General features: G+C 49.9%; 14 protein-coding genes. 4 read left to right on the top strand and 10 right to left on the bottom strand.

Annotated features, from left to right (window positions below; genetic code table 11):
• Positions 1-239: 239 nt before the first annotated feature.
• On the bottom strand, positions 240-407 hold the full coding sequence (locus E1189_RS14020) for a hypothetical protein (protein ID WP_155160954.1): 168 nt from the start codon (positions 405-407) through the stop codon (positions 240-242).
• A 99-nt stretch (positions 408-506) separates the two neighbouring features.
• Between E1189_RS14020 and E1189_RS26270 the strand changes: the two genes are divergently transcribed.
• On the top strand, positions 507-854 hold the full coding sequence (locus E1189_RS26270; protein ID WP_155160953.1) for a helix-turn-helix domain-containing protein: 348 nt from the start codon (positions 507-509) through the stop codon (positions 852-854).
• On the opposite strand, the gene E1189_RS14010 is transcribed toward E1189_RS26270, so the two are convergent.
• Both E1189_RS14010 and E1189_RS14005 read right to left on the bottom strand, forming a co-directional pair.
• Positions 805-1,179: a type II toxin-antitoxin system PemK/MazF family toxin gene (locus E1189_RS14010; protein ID WP_155160952.1), complete on the bottom strand. Its 375-nt coding sequence runs from the start codon at positions 1,177-1,179 to the stop codon at positions 805-807. The genes E1189_RS26270 and E1189_RS14010 overlap by 50 nt on opposite strands.
• Positions 1,179-1,445, bottom strand: coding sequence for an AbrB/MazE/SpoVT family DNA-binding domain-containing protein (locus E1189_RS14005; RefSeq protein ID WP_155160951.1), 267 nt, complete (start codon positions 1,443-1,445; stop codon positions 1,179-1,181). The genes E1189_RS14010 and E1189_RS14005 overlap by 1 nt, the downstream gene beginning before the upstream one ends.
• A 180-nt stretch (positions 1,446-1,625) precedes the next feature.
• On the opposite strand from E1189_RS14005, the gene E1189_RS25810 reads away from it, so the two are divergent.
• Positions 1,626-1,760 (top strand): helix-turn-helix domain-containing protein, encoded by a 135-nt coding sequence (locus E1189_RS25810; RefSeq protein ID WP_268921646.1) that lies wholly within the window; start codon positions 1,626-1,628, stop codon positions 1,758-1,760.
• 187 nt (positions 1,761-1,947) lie between these two features.
• Positions 1,948-2,304, top strand: a complete 357-nt coding sequence (locus E1189_RS14000; RefSeq protein ID WP_155160950.1) for a hypothetical protein — start codon at positions 1,948-1,950, stop codon at positions 2,302-2,304.
• Between the two features lie 357 nt (positions 2,305-2,661).
• Here the strand turns inward: E1189_RS14000 and E1189_RS13995 are convergent, their stop codons facing one another.
• The 6 genes from E1189_RS13995 to E1189_RS13970 form a co-directional block, all read right to left on the bottom strand.
• A complete protein-coding gene (locus E1189_RS13995; RefSeq protein WP_155160949.1) occupies positions 2,662-4,125 on the bottom strand; it encodes an ATP-binding protein in 1,464 nt (487 codons plus the stop codon).
• A gap of 57 nt (positions 4,126-4,182) precedes the next feature.
• Positions 4,183-7,461, bottom strand: coding sequence for a type I restriction endonuclease subunit R (locus E1189_RS13990; RefSeq protein ID WP_155160948.1), 3,279 nt, complete (start codon positions 7,459-7,461; stop codon positions 4,183-4,185).
• A 120-nt stretch (positions 7,462-7,581) separates the two neighbouring features.
• The gene (locus E1189_RS13985) at positions 7,582-8,631 is read right to left on the bottom strand and encodes a PDDEXK nuclease domain-containing protein (RefSeq protein WP_155160947.1); all 1,050 of its coding nucleotides are present in this window, start codon (positions 8,629-8,631) and stop codon (positions 7,582-7,584) included.
• Positions 8,628-9,950: a restriction endonuclease subunit S gene (locus E1189_RS13980; RefSeq protein WP_155160946.1), complete on the bottom strand. Its 1,323-nt coding sequence runs from the start codon at positions 9,948-9,950 to the stop codon at positions 8,628-8,630. Before E1189_RS13980 ends, E1189_RS13985 begins: the two co-directional genes overlap by 4 nt.
• Entirely contained in the window at positions 9,950-11,002 is a 1,053-nt protein-coding gene (locus E1189_RS13975; RefSeq protein ID WP_155160945.1) for a PDDEXK nuclease domain-containing protein, read from the bottom strand. Before E1189_RS13975 ends, E1189_RS13980 begins: the two co-directional genes overlap by 1 nt.
• A complete protein-coding gene (locus E1189_RS13970; protein WP_155160944.1) occupies positions 10,999-13,263 on the bottom strand; it encodes a type I restriction-modification system subunit M in 2,265 nt (754 codons plus the stop codon). The genes E1189_RS13975 and E1189_RS13970 overlap by 4 nt, the downstream gene beginning before the upstream one ends.
• 214 nt (positions 13,264-13,477) lie before the next feature.
• On the opposite strand from E1189_RS13970, the gene E1189_RS13965 reads away from it, so the two are divergent.
• Positions 13,478-13,723, top strand: a complete 246-nt coding sequence (locus tag E1189_RS13965; RefSeq protein ID WP_155160943.1) for a terminase small subunit — start codon at positions 13,478-13,480, stop codon at positions 13,721-13,723.
• Between the two features lie 1,328 nt (positions 13,724-15,051).
• Here the strand turns inward: E1189_RS13965 and E1189_RS13960 are convergent.
• A complete protein-coding gene (locus tag E1189_RS13960) occupies positions 15,052-17,343 on the bottom strand; it encodes a hypothetical protein (protein ID WP_155160942.1) in 2,292 nt (763 codons plus the stop codon).
• Positions 17,344-17,447 lie beyond the last annotated feature (104 nt).

The raw sequence follows: 17,447 nt of genomic DNA, 5'->3' as shown, positions 1-17,447 counted from the left end.
TCCCGAGTTCGACTCTTGGTGCCGGCACCAAATTTCCTTATACAGATCAAGGCCTTAGCACTGCTAAGGCCTTTTTCGTTTCTGGCTCCCGGTCATCACGCGGCACGTCTGCGACATGAATAACCTCTATAAAATCCCCTGCCTCTATAAAGCCCTTCTATTTCCGTAGATGTCATATCAACTCCCATTTTGCTCGCCGGGGCATTTGCTGAATATTCGGATAGGTTGAGATTAAGGGTTCAGGCGTCGTCTGTGCTGTCCAGAGAATCAAGAAGGTCTGAGTAGGCATCGGAGAGAATATCGCCACAGGATTCCACCTCATCGGGCGTTAACTCCCCTGTAGCTTTCTTCAGAATTTTGGCGACAACGGCCAGGCGTCCCAACGCTTCTCGGAGCGTTTTGTTCATAGATGCAACCTCTTCACATGATGTAGCCGTAGTTAACTGATTGAAAAGTTGTGAACCGGAAGGGGTTAAGAAGTCAAAAACCTCCTTATTGTTGAGGTAATGAGTGAGACCAGAAAAGAAAAACCACAATCCTCTTTTGGCCGAAGGTTGGCTGTAGCGATCCGTCGCTCGTGTCGCTCAAAAAAGGATGTTGCCTCCCATCTGGGAGTGAGCCCCAGCATGGTCAGCCAGTGGTGCGATGACCAGAAAAAGCCGGGGTTCGATAATCTGTGTAAGCTGATTCTGTTTCTTGATGTGAAGGCTGACTGGCTGCTATTTGGTCATGACAGGAAAACTATCGACAGTCGTCTTCTGTCATCTTCCCAAACCATAAGCCCGGTTTCCCGCCGGGCCTTGGCTACTCCTCTTCGGACATGTACTCTTCAAGAACAACATCAGCCCCGATAAGTGGGATGATCTTCAAAATCACTTCTTCAAAAACACCTTTCCGCGCTTTGGTGATGTACTCCGCCCCCCGATCCTTCCAACTTAGTGTCTGGATCAAGCTGGCAGCAACGACAGACTTTACTTTGAGGTTATCTACCGGAACCTCTGTAGCCGCTCCTCGGATACTTGTGCTTATGGGGCAACAAATCAGTAACCCGGTCTTTTGGTTGTAGTCTTTGCTCGATAACACCAAGGCAGGGCGTAGTTTGCCGATCTCTTTCCCCTTGGTAGGCTCAAAATCCAACCAAATGATGTCATTCTTTTCTGGGATGTACTGCTTCTTCATTAGGCACCAAACTCAGAGGGATTCAGGGGGGCCAGCTCATCAGCATGAGCCTTTTCAGGAGTCATGTCTTCCAGCAATGACTTTTCAGAATACGGCAGTTTAAGTTTGCGGCGAGGTTTGGCTACTTTCTTCACCAGTAACCCATCAGGAGTAATATCAACAGACACCTTCGAGCCTGCTTCAAACTGAGGCAATTCAGCCATAGCACCAGAGATTCTCAGGGCCAGACTATTCCCCCATTTTTTGATTTCGCTTTGAACCTTCATGCTGCCACCTCATTTCTGCCATTATTAGTATATACATTGTGTATCCATTATGACATTAGCAGAGAAAAAAGGTTCCTGCTTTAGAGATTTGGGCTGTATCCGAGCGATCGGGCCGGATAAGAATCAAAACGCAGCTCCCGCAGAGCACCCTCTTGAGCCGTGAGAGCATGCTCGCTGCTATTGACCATTACTCGTCTACAACAGCGGTTGGTTGAGGAGGGCCTTGATGTCGCAGTCAACGGCAAGCGAAGTCACCATGGGCCAGCTCGCAAGCTGGATGGTGAGGCTGAAGCCCATCTCATTGCTCTTACCTGATCACCGCCACCGAAAGATCACTGCCGCTGGACTCTCAATTTGCTAAGAGATCGTATGATTGAGCTTGAGTATGTCGAGTCCATCTCGAGAAGTACGATTCATGAAGGGTTAAAAAAACGAACTCAAGCCCTGGCAGAAAAAGGAGTGGTGCCTTCCAAAGAAGGAAAACGCCAGTTTCGTAAGCGCTATGGAAGATATTCTTGAGGTGTACAAGCGCCCGTATGATCCCTTGCATCCGCTTGTTTGCCTGGATGAAAGCAGCCATCAACACATCATTGAGGTCGCCAACCCAATCCCTATGGAACCCGGTCAGGCAGAGCGCTACGACACAGAATATGAACGCAATGGTGTCAGCAGCCTATTCATGATGTTTGAACCCCTGTCAGGCTGGCGACATGTTAAAGACAATTTGAACACACACTCACCGACCTCCCTCTACAAGGCCTTTTCACCAGAGGAAGCCCGCAGAATCGCTGACAAGCTGGAGTTTCATTCAACACTTTGGGCCGGAGAAAAAACCAAAAGGCGCAGTGCTGGCCAGTGATTCCAGCTTTTGACCGGGGGGCAGGTGCCGGGTATGCTGGACATGGGACTCTACCCGGCTCTGTTTGGCTATGTCATGGGGGGGCACACGCAGTAAAAGCCTCCTGCATGGGCCGTCTCTATCAAATAACCATCAAATAAATTTTTTTTCATATAAACCCTTGATACACAAGGGGTTGACAGCAAAGACCCACTCTAAAATCCATTGTGAATGAGCCTAGCCATCAAATAACCATCAAATAAAACCTTTCCCTTCCAACCCCTTGATATAAAAGGGATTAAGAACAAAACCAACCCAAATATCCGCGACAAGCAGGGCTGCCTATCAAATAACCATCAAATAAACCCTGCGGTGGAATTAAGCCCAGGATGGAATGTACTTAGCGTTACGCCGCCCCTGGCTTGCATCAAAAGGACGAATCAGCCCTGCACTCAGCGCATCCCTGATTACACGCGAAATAGCTGCACTGTTTTTGGCTTCAATACCGAACCGTTCCCGGAGAGAGGCATTCGTCATCTGGCTTCGTTCAACCCACTTCAGGCAAGCGTGCTGGTAGCAGGCTCGTGCCCGGTCTGCCTGATCCATATCTGACCAATCTTTGTGTCCGAACAACACCGCAATGGTCGACTCATCCTTGGTTTCAAACAATGGCGCTGGAAGCTGGTATACCTCCGTCTGAGCAACGGCCTTATCTATTCCACTGCCGCGCTCTTCACATATGCCCACTCGTCGCAGGAGGGAAGCCATCGCCTCGTTGCGTGAACGGGGTGGGCTGTCGAGAAATCGGCTGGGGTCAACGAGAGGCACGCCCGGATTGGTTATCTCCATCCTATCTTCAAATATCTCCACCATTGGGCTGGTGCCTGTCATAAACAGGTCCTGGTGGATCAGGGCATTCGCAACCAGCTCTCGTACGGCCAGATCGGGAAACATCGGCACGTCCTTGCGTAAGGCCTTACCCATGACTTCATTGCGAGGCACAAAGGTATTGATGAAAGCGATTAGCCCTTCAAAACCATTGGCATACCCTTTACCGCCAATCTGCTCCCGAATCGTTTCCAGACGGTTTACGCCTTTATAAATGACGACCCGGATCGCTTTGCGCCGCAACTTCTTGAACTGTTCCAGATCCTTGGCAAAGAGCAGCGCACCCAGATTAGTAATATCCCAGTTTCCGGCCTTGTCGGGCTGAATCAGCATATCCTGCTTCAGCTTCTCCAGTATGCCTGCCCTATTGTCTGGCAGCGGCTGTTCCATCAACTCAAAATACGCCGGGTAATCCAGCACAGCCAATACCTTCTGACCATCGACATTCTCAAGTGCCAACTGCTCTTCAAACGGGGTATTGTCGAATGCACGCCACAGCGCCCGTTCCTTTTCGGGAAAGTCTTTGAGCTTTTTCTTGTAGCTACCCACACGGATGAACTCGGTACTGCTGAATTGTACTGGGGTGTGAACAGCCTTGGCGATTTCCAGTATCACCACGGGCTTGTCATCGCACTCAATGGTCTTAAAGTAGAAATGGATACGCGGGGTCAGCTTTTGTAGCAACCAGCTCTCCAGCTCCTGACCACCGCGTTTATCAGTGGCTGGCTTAAAGTCTGTGCCGATGATGTCATGGGTTTCATCATCGACGCCCCAGACCAGATAGGCATTTTGCTTGCCACACAGGGCCGCCCCATTACTCAAAGCAGAAATGTATTCGCCAAGGTCGTCAGGCTTAATACGGTTGGTTTTAAACTCCACCCACTCGGTTTCGGCAGGCAGCGCCAGAAGCTCCCGCAATACCCCTTGCCAATAACTATCCGGCTTCAAAATCATCCCCATGTCTCCTTACAACACGCTGCCAGTGTAACCGATAACGGCTCCGGCATTCCCCTACCGCTTCAACAACTCAAAAGCCAACCGCTTCAAACTGTCCGCCAGCTCGGGGTTAGACAGGTACTGCATCATCATTTCCTGGTGGGCTTCGTTGCTGTCCATAACAGCGTCATCAAACGCCTGTGGGAAGTCTCCCAGCAGTGCCTGACTGGCCGTGTTGTTTTTCACCTGCTTCATCACCGTGGCGTTCTCAGCCACCTTGCTGGTTGTGGTGTGCAGGAAGTTGATCATGTCGCCGTCGGTGAGGTTGTCGGTGATAAACATCTCGTTCAGGCGGGCGACGATCTGGGACAGGAACTCTTCTTTCTTGTCCTTGGCTTTGGCGGTGCCGACATCGCTGGCAGGTTCCAGCCTGTACTCTTCCGCATCTTCTTTCAGCTTGATGTGCTGTTCCCGAATCCTGGACAGGCGGTAATGGCTCATCACCACGTTATCCAGGTCGATGTCGTCTTCCTGAATCACCTTCTCCCGTAGCAGCGGACGCAGGTAACGGGCGAACAGGCTGAGTTTTTCCAGCTCCTTGTCGTCGTAGTCCACGATCTGGGACATAAACTCATAGAAGCGGGTGAAGCTACCCAGGTCCTTCTTGAAGATTTCCAGCCGGTCTTTTTCCTGCTTGCACTCCTTGAAGCTGTTCTCGGCGTTAGCCATCAACACGGCATCACCGGTTTTCTTAGTGCGCTCAAACATGTCTCTGGCCTGAATGTACGCTTCAACCGCCGAGCTGTACCGCTTCTGCCAGCGCTCAACCGCAGGCTTCACGATATTGCTGATGGCCGCATTGCTTTTGTTCTTGGTCAGAAAGGCTTCGCAGAAACGCTCCACCTCATTCCAGGTGAAGATGCCACTGGCACGGAGCTTTTCGTACAACTCAAACACCTTGTCCGGGTCGCTCACATCCGCTAACTCTGCAGTCTGGTAGTAAGGCTGGAAGGCCGCCAGAATCTCTTCAGGCTTGTTGAAGAAGTCCAGTACAAAGGTGCCGCACTCGGCTTTGCCGGGATAGGTGCGGTTGAGTCGAGAGAGGGTCTGCACGCACTCCACACCGCCCAGAGGTTTGTCCACGTACATGGCGCAGAATTTGGGCTGATCAAAGCCAGTCTGGAACTTGTTGGCGACCAGCATGATCTGGTAATCGTCGGTATCGAAAGCCTTGCGCATATCCCGCCCTTTCAGGCCGGGGTTCATGCTTCTCTCGGTAAACTTCTGATCCAGCAGAGCGGTGCTGTCCGGGTCGTTCTGGTTGAACTCCACTTCTCCGGAGAAGGCCACCATCACCGCCACACGGCTCTGCCCCTTATGAGCTGTCTCGGCAAGGTACTTATCAAATGCCAGCTTGTACCGTACTGCCTCTTTACGGGAGCTGGTCACCACCATCGCTTTGGCCTGACCATCCAACAGGTGCATCACATGGGTTTTGTAGTGCTCAACAATCACCTTCACCTTCTGGGCGATGTTGTACTCATGGAGCCGCACCCACTGGTTCAACTTAACCTTGGCTTTCTTGCTGTCCACCTCTTCATCGGCGGCTTCCATCTTCTGGGCCAGTTGGTAGGCCACCTGATAGTTGGTGTAGTTTTTCAGGACATCGAGAATAAAGCCTTCCTCAATAGCCTGACGCATGGTGTAAACGTGAAAGGCTTCGGGAACTTGCTTTTGTGAAGAGCTTTCGGAAGCAGATTCATCCGGCTTGGGCAGACGACCAAACAGCTCCAGCGTCTTGGCCTTGGGCGTTGCCGTGAAAGCGTAGTAATTCAGGTTGCTACTGCCCCTTCTTGCGGAAAGAGTGGCCGCAATGGTGTTGTCCAGAATATCTTCAGACGACAGGGGCTGATCATCACCACCTTCGTCGCTCTCCACCATCAACACTTCTTTCAACTGCCGTGCCGTGGAGCCGGTCTGGGACGAGTGGGCTTCGTCAGCAATCACTGCATAACGGCGTTCCTTCAGGCTGGTGCTGTTTTCAATAGCCGCCAGTACATGGGGGAAGGTCTGGATGGTGACGATGATGATAGGCTGGGCGTTTTCCAGCGCCTGCGCCAGCTTCTCGGACTTGGAGCCGTCACCTTCCCTGCGGTTGATGCGCCCCACCACGCCGTCGGCATGTTCAAACTGATAGATGGTGTCCTGCAACTGGTCGTCCAGTACCGTACGGTCTGTGACCACAATCACCGAATGAAACTGCTTGTTGCCTTCGTCATCGTACAGGGTTGATAGCTGATGGGCTGTCCAGGCGATGGAGTTGGACTTACCCGAACCGGCGCTGTGCTGCACCAGATATTTATTGCCCGTTCCTTCCGCTTTGGCCGCCCCGATCAGCTTATTCACCACATCCCACTGATGGTAACGGGGGAAGATCAGCACTTCTTTTTTGTACTTGCGGCCATCGGCGTGTTCCTTCTCTTCTATCTGGAGATGAACAAACCGGGCAATAATATTCAGCAGGTTGTCGGGTAGCAGTACCTCATTCCACAAGTACTCTGTCGCATACCGGTTATCATCTTCCGGCACATCATTGCCTGCGCCGCCGTCCTTCGTACCTTTGTTAAACGGCAGAAAGTAGGTATCGCTGCCCGCCAGTTTGGTGGCCATATGCACTTCGTACTGACTCACGGCAAAATGCACCAGCGCACCTCGCTTGAAGGTGAGTAGCGGTTCCGGCTTGCCGGTTTCCGGATCTTTGGGCAGGCGGGTTTTCTTGTACTGGCGAATGGCGTTATCGACGGACTGCTTGAACTCCGACTTCAGCTCCAATGTCGCCACCGGCAAACCGTTGATAAACAGCACCAGATCAATACGCCATGCCTTCGCCTTCTTGCCGGTTGCGGCCAAATGCTCTGCCGTTGCATAGGGGGAATACACCAGCTCCGGCACAATACGACAATGGTTTTCCTTATAGCGAGCCAGCGTATCCGGGTTGAGGTTATGTTCCGGCATAAACTGGCACAGTGAGAACCGGGCATTACGAATCTTCAGCCCGTGACGCAACACACCCAGAGTGCCATAGCTGCGCATTTCCTTGTCGATGGCGTTGGGATTGGCCTTTTTCAGTTGCGCCGTGAGATGAGCGATAAAGTGCGCGTCTGAATCATTGGGGAACAGCTTGCAGAACTTGTCCCATTCCTTTGGCTGAGTGTCTTTCACAAAGGCCAGCACGTCGGCAGTGTAGAGGGCGGTTTTACGGTCGTACTGGTCGGGTGTGCCCAGCAGCCAGCCGTTGGCCTGCATTTGGGCGATCATTTCGTTCTGGAAGGTAATTTCGTTGGTACTGTCCATATTCCAAGGTCTCAGAATGGTACCTGAAGGTTCTTTTTTGTAACTCTTCAGGATTTTGCAGACAGTGTCTGCCCAATGTTCAAATCGAATTGTCTCCACACTGTGGAGACAATTGGCTGCTTACTCTTCGCCCTTGTTCTCAATACGCTTGCGGGCATTGTGGATTGCCTGCTGGAAGCGAGCTTCCAGGGATTCATGGGATGGCAACTTAGTCAGGTACTCCGCCACATGAATCTCCCCTTTATCCAGCCCGAGTAACTCTATTTGTTCCTGCTTTTTGCTGGCACAAAGAATAATACCGATAGGGGGGTTCTCATGGAGCTGGCGATCGTGCTTGTCGAGCCAACGAAGATAAAGTTCCATCTGGCTTTTATGACTATGCCGAAACTTTTCAGTTTTCAGTTCAATCGCAACCAGCCGGTTCAAAATGCGATTGTAAAAGAGCAGGTCAAGGTAAAAGTCATCATTATCAATCTGGATACGCTTCTGTCGGGCAACAAAAGTAAAACCCGCTCCCAACTCCAGTAAGAAGTGCTCCATTTCCCTCAGAATGGCATCTTCGAGGTCTCTTTCAACATAGCGATCGGTGAGTTGCAAAAAGTCGAGAAAATAAGGGTCTTTGAGAACAAGATCCTGATCCATTTGCCCATTGTTTCGAAGCGCCTGTATTTTCTCCTCCAGCAATTTCTCCGGCTTTTTGGATACGGCTGTACGCTCAAACAGCATGGAATTCACCTGTTTTCGAAGCGTACGCACACTCCAGCGTTCAAGAGCGCACATTTGCACATAAAAGTCCCTTGCTAGCGGTTCTTTGTGGTAAATCAGCTCAAGGAAGTGGCTCCAGTGCAATTGTCTAGACAGTGTCGAGACAATTTCTTGGTCGGCGTAAACCTCTGCAAACCGGCAACAATGGAGTAACTGTTTTTGTCCCCAGCCTCTGCCGAATGCCCCCGTTAGCTGTTTAGACAGGTTGGCAATCACCTGCTTGCCATAATCTGCCCGCTCCCCCTTGAGCACCTCGGTATTAATGCGCTGCCCCACCTGCCAGTAAAGCAGGGTGAGTTCGGCATTCACAGCCACGGCAGCCCGCTGTTTTGCGGACTGGATCAGGTCTTTGATTTCGCCGAACAAGGCATCCGGCGTATCGGCAGACTGGGGTGTTTTGCTCATACAGCGGCCTCTGGGATTTGTTGTTTGTGTTGTGAGGTAGAATCAGGGGCTGACCATTCTCTTACGTCGATTTTGCCGGTTACGGCGGCGGAGATTAGGGCGGTGCGGCGTTCCTTCAATAAGACAATCTGAGCTTCTGCTTCTGTCATCAAATCAGCATATTTATCTTTGATTTGTCGCAGATAGTCATTGATCAATAGTTGCTCATCTAACGGTGGCTGAGGTGTACGAACAAATTTAACCTCACCACAATTCAGGTGTGGGTGCATACCACCAGTTCGGATTGAATAAAGAACTGCATACCCATAACTGGAAGATAAAACGTGAGATAAAAACTCACCCGATATTTTATCGTTTTTTGGCTGAACGATGATTAGTGCATGGCAGTTATAGCCAGCTTCATTTTCAGACACCAAGCCGACATCACCTGTACCCGCTCCGGTTTGAACAATCAACACATCATCCTTTTTCAGGATTGACTTTGAATGTTTATTACTCCATTTGTCAGTGACAAAGTAGGCATTATCGAAGTTTACTTTGCCATTTTTTATGTGGGTTGCCTGAATATAAGGAACACCACTTTCAACCAATATGTCTCTTGTCGGGCCTACGTAGCCGTTAGTAATTTTTTGCGACACTTGAGAAATGGTATTCACTTCCCAATGCTCCGGCACTTCCCCAAGCCACTCCACACCGGAATCCTTCATCGGCGCATCCGGGTTCAGCCCCTTGGTGACGGCATGACTGATCACCGCCTGTCGTTTTTCCTGCAACAGCCGGATCAGGGATTGCTGCTCTTCGATCAGAGTGTCGATTTTGGCGGTTTCGTGGTCGAGGAAATTTTCAATACTCTCTCTTTCCTTTCGGGAGGGCGGAACAGCAAAAGTAAAATTGCCAAGGTGTTCCTGAGTCATGCTTGGCAAAGCAGTGTTTGTCGAGTAACGGTCAAACTGTATGGTTAAGGCCAAATAATGAAGGTACTTTGCCGGGACATCATTCTTGATTTCGGTGTAGTACATTGTATCTACAGTCCAGAACGGCTCATTGATATATAGGGGCTTATCAATGGTTCCTTTTCTGCCAAGCAGCACGGACTCTTTGTCGTATAAAAAGTCAGTAGCATATGTAAATTGCCCCCCGGAACCTAAAACTGGAAATCCTTCGCTAGCTTCAACTATTTTATAGTCTTGACCATTCTTAATCTGAGCTAGGTGCTTCAATCTGGTAATCTGCCAGTGCGCGGGAACACAGCCCAACCACTCAACCCCAGAGTCCTTATACTCCGGATAAGCCTTGTACTTACCACTCACACCAGCCATCACAATTCACCTCCCAAGCCCTGCTCAATTTCTTCAATACTGGGCAGTTGGGATTGCAACTCCTCCGGCAGCGATTGTGTTAACTGGTATTCCGAAACACCAATCGGTTTCTGGATATCGCTCAGAGCATATTCAGCGACCATCTTGTCTTTGTTCTTACACAGCAACATGCCAACGGTGGGCGCATCACCCTCCCGTCGTAACTGTTTATCCACAGTCGTGATATAGAAATTCAGCTTGCCTGCGTGTTCCGGCTTGAAATCACCAGTTTTCAGCTCAATGACCACATAACAATGCAGATGCGTATGGTAAAACAACAGGTCGACATAAAAATCCTGTTGCCCCACCTGCAAATGCACCTGCTTGCCCATGTAGGCAAAACCAGCTCCCAGCTCCAGTAAAAACTGAGTGATATGTTCAATCAGTCCCTGCTCCAGCTCCTTTTCGTTATAACTTTGGGTCAGGGTAAGAAAATCGAATACATAAGGGTCTTTCAGGGTTTGCTGTGCCAGATCAGACTGAGCAGCCGGTAGAGTTGAGTTGAAATTACTGACGGTTTTGCCTTTCCGCTGCCACAGGTCGCTTTCAATCTGGTGAGTGAGAACGCTCCGGCTCCAGCCGTACTCGATGGTGTTGCGTACGTAATACAAAGCTTCCTGTATGCTCTGGCATTTGCTGATGATCTGCAAATTGTGCCCCCAGGGCACCTGCACCAATTGGGCAACAGGCTGTTGCCCAATTGTCTGCTCATGGGTGTAGAACAGATGCCACTGGCGAATATATTTGAGGTTACGCTCTGAAAAACCTTTGATATCAGGGAATTCCGCCATCAAATCTTTGCTGAGCTGCTTCAGAAATCCATCGCCCCAGTTAGCTTCTGCCTGTCTGCGAACAATGTCTTCTCCCAGTTCCCAGTAGAAAGCCAACAGGGTGGAGTTAACCTGAACCGCTGCCTTAAGCTGGGTTTGAAGAACTTTCTGCTTAAGGGTTTTCAGCCAGCTTTTGTATTCGCTGTTCAGGCTGAGGTTTGTGCTTTTTGTTAGTTTTCTCATGAATGAACCTCTTGCAACAGGTTCATAATTCTAGCGCTTACGGCATCCAGATCCGCATCAATGTCTTCCAGCGCACGGGGCGGCTGGTACACATAGAAATGGCGGTTAAAGGGAATCTCGTAACCTACCACGCCTATCTGTTCATCCTGCGGGTCGCACTTGTCAGCATTGATCCAGGCATCGGGCACATGGGGTGCCACTTCCCGGTTGAAGTAGGTTTCAATCAGCTCGGCGTTGCTGAAGGACGGATCGAGAGGAATGTTCTCGTTATCCCGCAGGTCGCCATCAGGTTGGAACTCAACGACCTTCCCTTTGTACTCAAATGCTCCATACAGAGGCTGTGGCTCTTCCTTGAGTGCTTTTTTCACCACGGGTTCAGCTTCGGGGTTCTTCCAGGTGATGGCATCGAGGAACTGTTTCTTTTCCTTAGCATCCAGCTTGATGGCCAGCGTCTTCAGTGCCGCTTTCAGGGTGATGTCGAAGGTGTTGAAGTCATCCGTTTGTGCAGTGCCGACCTCGCTCTGAATCTGTTGAGCCTTACTCATCAGGCCAAGCTGGAACAGCCAGAGTTTGTCGCTTAATACATCCTTGATCTGCTTTTCTTTCAGCTCTTTGAAGTCTTGCTTGATCTTGGCGCGGATGGCTTCGGCATTGTCTGACAGGAGCTTGTGGCACTCGTCGCCAAACTCAGCGTGAATCCAGCGCATTACAGTGTTGTAGGGCTTGGGCGCAAAGCGTAAGCCTGCCACGGCTTCATCGGTGATTTGCGCAGACAGACGCAGTGGGCGTTCAACAGTTATACGACGGTAACCGAATTCGTGGGTGTCGAAGATTTTGGAAGCAAACTTCTCATCACTGGCAACCTCGAAGGCACCAAAGCTGCGGGTAATCGTCTTCCGGTCTGCCATGCTCATGATGTTGCGCTTGGAGCCGAGGGACTTGCGCATCTTGCCGTACAGGTTCGCGCCGTTAATCAACTGCACCTTACCTTTGCGCTCGGCTGACTTTTTGTTGGTCAGTACCCAGATATAGGTGGCGATGCCGGTGTTGTAGAACATATCGGTGGGCAGGGCGACGATAGCTTCCAGCAGGTCAGCCTCAAGGATGTAGCGACGGATTTCACTTTCACCACTGCCTGCACCGCCGGTAAACAGGGGCGAGCCGTTGAGGATAATGCCAATGCGGCTGGGGTTGTTGTTTTCTGGGCTGCTTTTTTCAAGAGACGTATCCCTGAACTTGCTGATGAGGTGCATAAGGAACAGCAGGGAGCCGTCGGACACTCGGGGCAGGCCGGGGCCGAAGCGGCCGTCGAAGCCTTTTACAGTGTGTTCGGTTTTGATTTCAGACTCGATCTTCTTCCAGTCTACCCCGAACGGCGGATTGGAGAGCATGTAGTCAAACTGGTCGCTGGCAAGCTGATCCTGTGACAGGGTGTTGCCCAGTTTGATGCGGCTGACATCCTGCCCTTTGATCATCATGTCCGCCTTACAGATGGCGTAGGACTCCGGGTTCAGCTCCTGCCCAAAAGCCCGCATAACCGAGTTAGGGTTGTGCTTGTAAACGTAATCCATACCCGACGACAGGAAGCCACCTGTGCCCGCTGTGGGGTCGTAGATGGTGCGGATCACACCTTCTTTGGTGAGAGCGTCGTCATCTTCCATAAACACCAGCGAGGTGGTGAGCTGGACGATATCCCGTGGAGTAAAGTGTTCACCGGCAGTTTCGTTGGAACCTTCTGCAAAACGGCGGATCAGCTCTTCAAACACCAGCCCCATATCGTGGTTGCTGATGGCGGTTGGGCTGAGGTCGATATTGGCGAACTTTTTCACCACTTTGTACAGCAGGTTGGCGCTGGCCAGGGTGCCGACAAATTCATCGAACTTGAAGTGCTCGAAGATTTCACGGGCGTCTTTGGAAAACGACTGGATGTAGGTGTCCAGGTTGTCTTCTATATCGCTCTGGCCGAGCTTCTGAAGGTTCATGGGAGACGTATTGAAGAACACCAGCCCTTCTGGCTTGTCGGCAGTTCTGGTAGCCCGCAACAACATCATCTCCTTGCCGTCTTCCGGCAGGTTCATGGCCTTGGTTTTCTCGAACTGGGCCAGTACCGCGTCTTTGGTGGGTTCCAGTACGCACTCAAGGCGACGCAGCAGGGTGAACGGCAGGATGATGCGCCCGTATTGGGATTGTTTAAAGTCACCACGGAGCAGATCGGCTACAGACCAGATGAAGGCGGCCAGATTGTTGTGGGTGTTGGGCATGTGGGTATGTATGAATTCTTTGTGGGTATTGATGGCGCAGAGTAGAGTTAATCTGTCGTCTGCACCCCATGAAAGCTGTGAGTTAGAAATAAGTTTACTCCTAAACATCTGCGCACTGAACTTGTAATCCTTACTCCTGCATACGATCGTGGTCGCGCATGAGGCAGCTGCAACATTCATTAAACTTGATGGACTTACTGATCGGGTGGTAGTGATGAGCAGAACAGCTTATGCAGGGCTTAAACCCAAACACCAAAAATTTGTCGGTGATTACATTGAAAACGGCTCAGTTGCTGGTACTTATCGTCGAGCTGGTTTTAAAACAGATGGGCATCATGCCGCAGAATCCAATGGCTCCCGGTTGATTACCCGTGATGACGTAAAGGCAGCGGTTGAGGAGAGGCAGGCAGATCGGAGCCAAACCGAAGTTGACGCCAGAGCAGGAGGCGGCGCTTGTTGAGGCAGCAAAACAGCCTGGAGCCTACAAAAAAGAACTGGCTAAGGAGTATGGAATCAGTCGCCAGGGCGTTTACAATATTCTGAAAAAGGCGGGATAATCTTCATTGGCAATCGGGCCGGAAACGGCCTGCATGCTTTTCTCACGCATCCATTTTTCCTATTAGCATCTTGCAGACTCATCATCAGGAGATGACCAGAATGGCGCACAGGGATGACTTCACACCATATTCTGACGATCGTGCACGCCTTCTCAGAACAAGCTATCCAAGTGATAACACTCAACCCTTACCTTTGGACGACACTGATACATCGGTTTCGCCTGACTTTCTGGGGATTGCGAGTAATGGCTATAGTTCGGGCTTGAAGACATACGGCGTACGGGGTAAACAGAGCCACTCGCCATTGTCCAGTTCTATCGCCGCTCCGTGTCCCTTCTGGTACAGTGAATGCAGGTGGTCTGGTGTCAAGTATCTCCCGTCTCGTGTCCGGACTCCACCGTTGTCCGTGTTTTTCGATGTACTCTTCATGGCTATTAAATAATTCAATGGTTATATGGGCTTTTGTGGTGCGTCCAGCCTGATCAGGCAACAGGCGAACTTTGCGTAAGGCTGTCCGCCTATCTAATGGAGAGTGGCTGGATTTTCCTCGATTTCCACCTTAGGGGCAGGTCTGCCCGGATTGTTACTTGGAGAAAACAACTCCCTATAAAACCCTATTTGACCAGATCAATAACCGTCCTGGTGAGCCTTGCCGGAAAGGGAGAAGAGCAGTGTGAATCCATTCTCCTGAATTTTGTCTACAGACAGATATGAGATAACTCTTTTACCGTGCCTTGTATAGCACGTTTAACACATTGATGAATCAGTGTGTCATTCCGGAAGCCTTGGTATGACTGCGATATCACACATCTAACACACATAACACATTCTTTCTCTTGTCTGATTTTGTGTGCTCACTCTTCTCAACCTCTCGAGATCATGTGTGATATATGTGATATTGACTCTAAGCCTGTTGTAGCAAGGGGAGTCAGTTCACACACTGTTAAGTAATAAGTACCCGGACCATTGCTTTCGCATAATGGTGGCGAGTGAATTTTTTCGCTCTTCAAGGAACAACGTCGGGAGCGTAGCCCGCAACGTGACCAGAGCTGTGACGCAGCAAGGGCGAAAAAAGACGCCGCCAGACTATGCGAAATCAATGGTCCGGGTACTTACACTGGGCAGCCGATTGTACTTATTGCTTGAATCCAGCATCACGCCAAAAATAGGCGGTCCAACAAATCAGTGAAACTATAAAAAACAAAGGAGCTGCAAACGCAGCCCCTATGACTTAACGCCGGCCCCAAGGTTTTATAATGGCTCCCCAGTTCCAGGAGGGTGGCCATGTCCAAGTCCAGCTTCTTTGGGAAGATTGAGCTGCATCTGTCTTAGGTTGAGGTGCAGTGCTGGTAACGCTTTCACCTTTTTCATCCTCATCATCCCACTCAGCTATATAGCTCTCCTGCCCCCTGTTAGTATGACTTGTGCCGACCGTGCCAAATGAGTCACCAACGCTACGTGTTGCCTTTACTGGTGCCCGTGTCTTTTGGGTTTGATCAGCAACCTGAATTGGTTGAGCGGCCTTCTCTGTTACAGGTTCCCAATACACTTCATGCAATACCAGTATTGAGCCATCATCCCCTTTGCTCAGCAAACGAAAGAGGGGTTTAGTCTCTGTTGGAACCATAAAACCTTTTGGTTCAAGCAAAGTTGTACTTTCGAGAGCTTTACGCCCACCGTCTTTTTCTAGAGCAAGAATCTTTTCAACCCTCTGTTTTACTGCATCGATATCAACTACTGTGTATATCCCAACAGGCGCTTCAGGATCAAACATGTCCCTCTGAATATATAAGGGTGGTGATGAAGTTAACTGGTTATAAGGCTGTCCAGTCAAGGGGGTCATCACCTCATCAAAGGTTAACCTGGCCCGCTCCCTATCCTCGCCTAAACCTAATTCTCTGTAACTTCCTGCTAACTGATCAAGAATGAGGTTAGAGGGAGCTGCAAGATACTCTGCACCACTTCCAGCCAAAGCGCTCCATAATTGGTCATGGAACTCCCCGGTTTTCATGTAGTTAACAAAAGCCACTACACCAATTTTTTGTATCACCTTTTCGAATTGTTGCTGATAGAAGTCAGCCGTTGGTTGCTCCACAGCACTGTCCCGAGCCCTACTCAAAAGGTTAGAATCCTCTCCTGTAGCAACGTTCAGCAGCTCCTGAAAATCATCAAAATCAAATTCAAGAAACAGCTTTTTAAGAGGTATACTGAGAGAGCTTTTTTCAATTCTTCTCCTTAAATTGGCATCCATTCCATCAAGTTGACTGCTCAATTGACTCGATTCTGAGCTGTGTTTAGTATCCTTTTGTTCATAACGCAGGCTGATATTAAAAACCTGTTGATTGGCATAAATGGTGTGATCGTCTGCAGACGCAGGAATAACATAGACCTTCAAATCAACATCGGTATAACGCTCCCCCAGAGAATTCGTGTCTTCATCGGAGGTCAGCACCGCATGCATAATATGATTACCCATACCTTCAGGTTGTAACAGTATGGGGCCAGAGAAGAACACACCTTCATCAGAGTACCAAGTGGAACTGAAAGAGGCTTTACCAGGCAGCTCATATCGAATCCTGACCTGCTGCATCTCTTCTTCCATTCCTGGTTCATAAACGACATGTTTTTCGTTTTCCTGCCCAGTTGCCTCATCTTGCTTTGTAGCTAATTCAGAAGTCATGACAGTCTCGAATGCAACCTCGGTATCCTCCTTATCAAGGGCTCGGTCTTCTTTGTGGGGTACTGTATCCTCACCACAAGAACCATCCTCTTCCTTGTGAGACGCAACTTCTTCACCAACAACGCTGCCCTCTTCAGTGGCCACTTCACTTGCGTCTTTTCCCGGTTCAAACTCAACGCCTACTGCAGGTTCATTGGCAAGGCTATCCTCAGAGGGGAGAGGTTCTTTCGCCCCAGCCTCAGGGGGATTAGCACCACCAGATAAAACATGTTTACCAGCATCTGTCAGGCTGGCGCTTTCGCTAGGTAACAACTGATTATCTGCAGGGGTTTCAGCCTGAGGAGCTTTTATGGTGGCTTCTATGTCATGAACAGCAGCTATTACAGTTTTGTCTGTAGTGGCGGCCTGGTTGTCAAGTTCAGAGGCGCGAGCATCAGATAAAGCTTTTTCACCCTTTGAGGTTGGTGTTTCAGCGCTCATCAACAGTGGGGGTGGCTGTGCAATATCATCTTTACGTTCTTTTGTGTGTTTCTTTTTCTGTTTTTTTCCCTGAGGAGCAGCTACAGCAGAGCTATCCAAAGCTTGCAGATTTTCAAAATCTACAGCCTTTTCTCCGGCTAGCCTGCGACTTGTCCGCGAAGGTTGGCTCTCCTCCATCTTTGTAGCAACAGTCGTCAAACTTTGATTGTCCGGTGTCTTTTTTGTCTTATCTAATAGGGGAGGGAGCGGAGACAGAGTAGCACTCTTTCCTTCTGTCGCTGCCTGAGCAATGTCGTTTGCTCCAACAAACAATAAAAGACAAAACAACCTGAGCTGAAACACACCCGCCAACACCTGCCACATACAACAACTCCATCCAGCGTACGTTCCTACAACGTACAAGCTGTTGATGTATAGAACAGCTTGCGCATTTTTAAAGTTTTTATGAGCAAATGGAGAGGGTAAGG

This window comes from Parendozoicomonas verongulae (genome assembly GCF_009711465.1).
GTDB lineage: Bacteria > Pseudomonadota > Gammaproteobacteria > Pseudomonadales > Endozoicomonadaceae > Sansalvadorimonas > Sansalvadorimonas verongulae.
The sequence above is the reverse complement of the archived record's forward strand: the minus strand, read 5'-3'. Positions and strand labels throughout refer to the sequence as shown.